Raw genomic sequence first — 1,849 nt, forward strand, 5'->3', positions numbered from 1 at the left:
AAGACAGCGGACTCTGACTCCGCTTATCGGGGTTCGAATCCCTGTCCCCCAGCCAAGTTTCTTTCCCACCCCGCCTTAGCCGCTTCTTTCATTTTCTTCAGCCTCACCATCCCTGAAAGAATTGTCTGTTGTTTTTTTGCTGATTGCAGTATATTTTTCGGCAGAATGCAATTAACTTGTTTCAACAAGGGAGACATGCTATGTCGCTGCTTATTGACTATCGTCCATACATTCTGATTGCCGTGCTGGTCGGCATGATTTTTCTGCCGAAAGACTGGCGGAAAAATAAACTGTTCCAAATCGCGGCCTTTCTTCTCGCCTTCTCGGCAGGGTACGAGCTGATTATGAGTGAGCCGGTGACAAACATGCCAGGAACTGTCAACCGTTTTTTGAACCAAGACGGGGCGGAGCATAACGAAAACAGTCGTTATTACCAAGATCCTATTGATCGCTCAAATCGGCTTTACAAACCTAGCGAATAAATAGCGCAAAAAAAAGATGGCGAATAATTTTCCAGAGAAAGTATTGGCGTTTGTTTCTCGGATAGTTAAGTTTTTCATTAACAACTTAAGCAATCCGACGTTGGAGTGATCACAGCAGACAACAACGAGATCAACGATCTGGCCCTGCTGCTCAAATCTATTTCCCATCCCATCCGGCTGCAAATTCTCTGTCTGCTCCAGAACCAAGAGCTGTCGGTCGGCGAGCTGCGGGAGGACATGGCCACCAGCGGGGCCAACATCAGCCAGCATCTGAACATCATGCGCAATCAGGGGCTGATCGCCTCCCGCCGGGAGGCCAACTTCATCTACAACCGGATCGCGGATCAGCGGATCATTGCGCTGATGCAAACCATGAAGCAGCTTTTCTGCTCCATTGTCTGAACGGAACAGGAGGAAGACCATGCAGTCGGCGGAAAAACTCATCGGCTTTTCACTGAAAAATCCCAAACTGGTGATCGCGGCCATGCTCTTGGCCACGCTGGTCACAGGGGCCTTCATCTCCAAGGCGCATGTGGACACCGACCCGGAGAATATGCTTGCGGAGAACGAGCAGGTCCGAGTTTTTTATGAGCAGACCAAAAAAGAATTCGGATTGCATGACGTGGTGGTGCTGGGCGTGGTCAATGAAAAGCATCCTGACGGCGTGTTCAATCCCGCGACTCTGAAAAGGGCCCACGCCCTGAGCAAATTCGCAGCCACGCTGGCTGATTCCAACGACCCGGAACGGCGGGTGTCAGGCCGCGACATCATCGCACCAGACAATGTGGACGGCATCATCCAAGCCGGGCTGGGTCAAGCGCGTTTTGAATGGCTGATGCAAGAGCCGCCGACCAGCCGCGAGGAGGCGTTGAAAATCCGCGATGCCGCCTTGAACAATCCGCTGCTGCAAGGCACGATGGTTTCCGGGGACGGCAAGGCCTTGGCCATGTATCTGCCGCTTACGAAAAAAGATTTCGCACCTGCTGTGGCTGAGCGGCTGCGGGAGAAAATCAAAGAGCTGGGGCCTGCGGAGGGCGACGAGTTCCATATCACCGGCCTGCCAGTGGCCGAACACACCTTCGGCAAGGAACTGCTCGTCCAGCTGGCCATCTTCGCCCCGCTGGCCATGCTGCTGATCTTCGCGCTGCTGTATTATTTCTTCCGCAACGTGCAGTTCAGTGCCGCGCCGGTGATTCTGGCTTTATGCAGCGTGACCATCACCATAGGACTGCTGATCGGCACCGGCCACACCCTGCACATCATGACGTTGCTGCTCCCGATCTTCATCATGCCCATTGCGGTGATGCAGTCAGTGCGTCTCCTCTCGGCATTCTTTGACCGGCATCAGATAACAAAAAACCGGCAGG

Annotated in this window: 3 protein-coding genes; all 3 read left to right on the top strand. The window is 53.3% G+C overall.

What is annotated here, in order from left to right; all coding sequences use genetic code 11:
* The first annotated feature begins 200 nt into the window (after positions 1 to 200).
* Positions 201 to 482, top strand: coding sequence for a hypothetical protein (locus ACNKID_RS07515; RefSeq protein WP_417912825.1), 282 nt, complete (start codon positions 201 to 203; stop codon positions 480 to 482).
* 105 nt (positions 483 to 587) lie between these two features.
* Positions 588 to 884, top strand: a complete 297-nt coding sequence (locus tag ACNKID_RS07520) for an ArsR/SmtB family transcription factor (RefSeq protein WP_417912826.1) — start codon at positions 588 to 590, stop codon at positions 882 to 884.
* A 19-nt stretch (positions 885 to 903) separates the two neighbouring features.
* The coding region (locus ACNKID_RS07525) for an MMPL family transporter (RefSeq protein WP_417912827.1) at positions 904 to 1,849 on the top strand (946 nt) is incomplete at its 3' end.

The sequence above is a fragment of the Candidatus Electronema sp. TJ genome, assembly GCF_048287355.1.
Classification (GTDB): Bacteria; Desulfobacterota; Desulfobulbia; order Desulfobulbales; family Desulfobulbaceae; genus Electronema.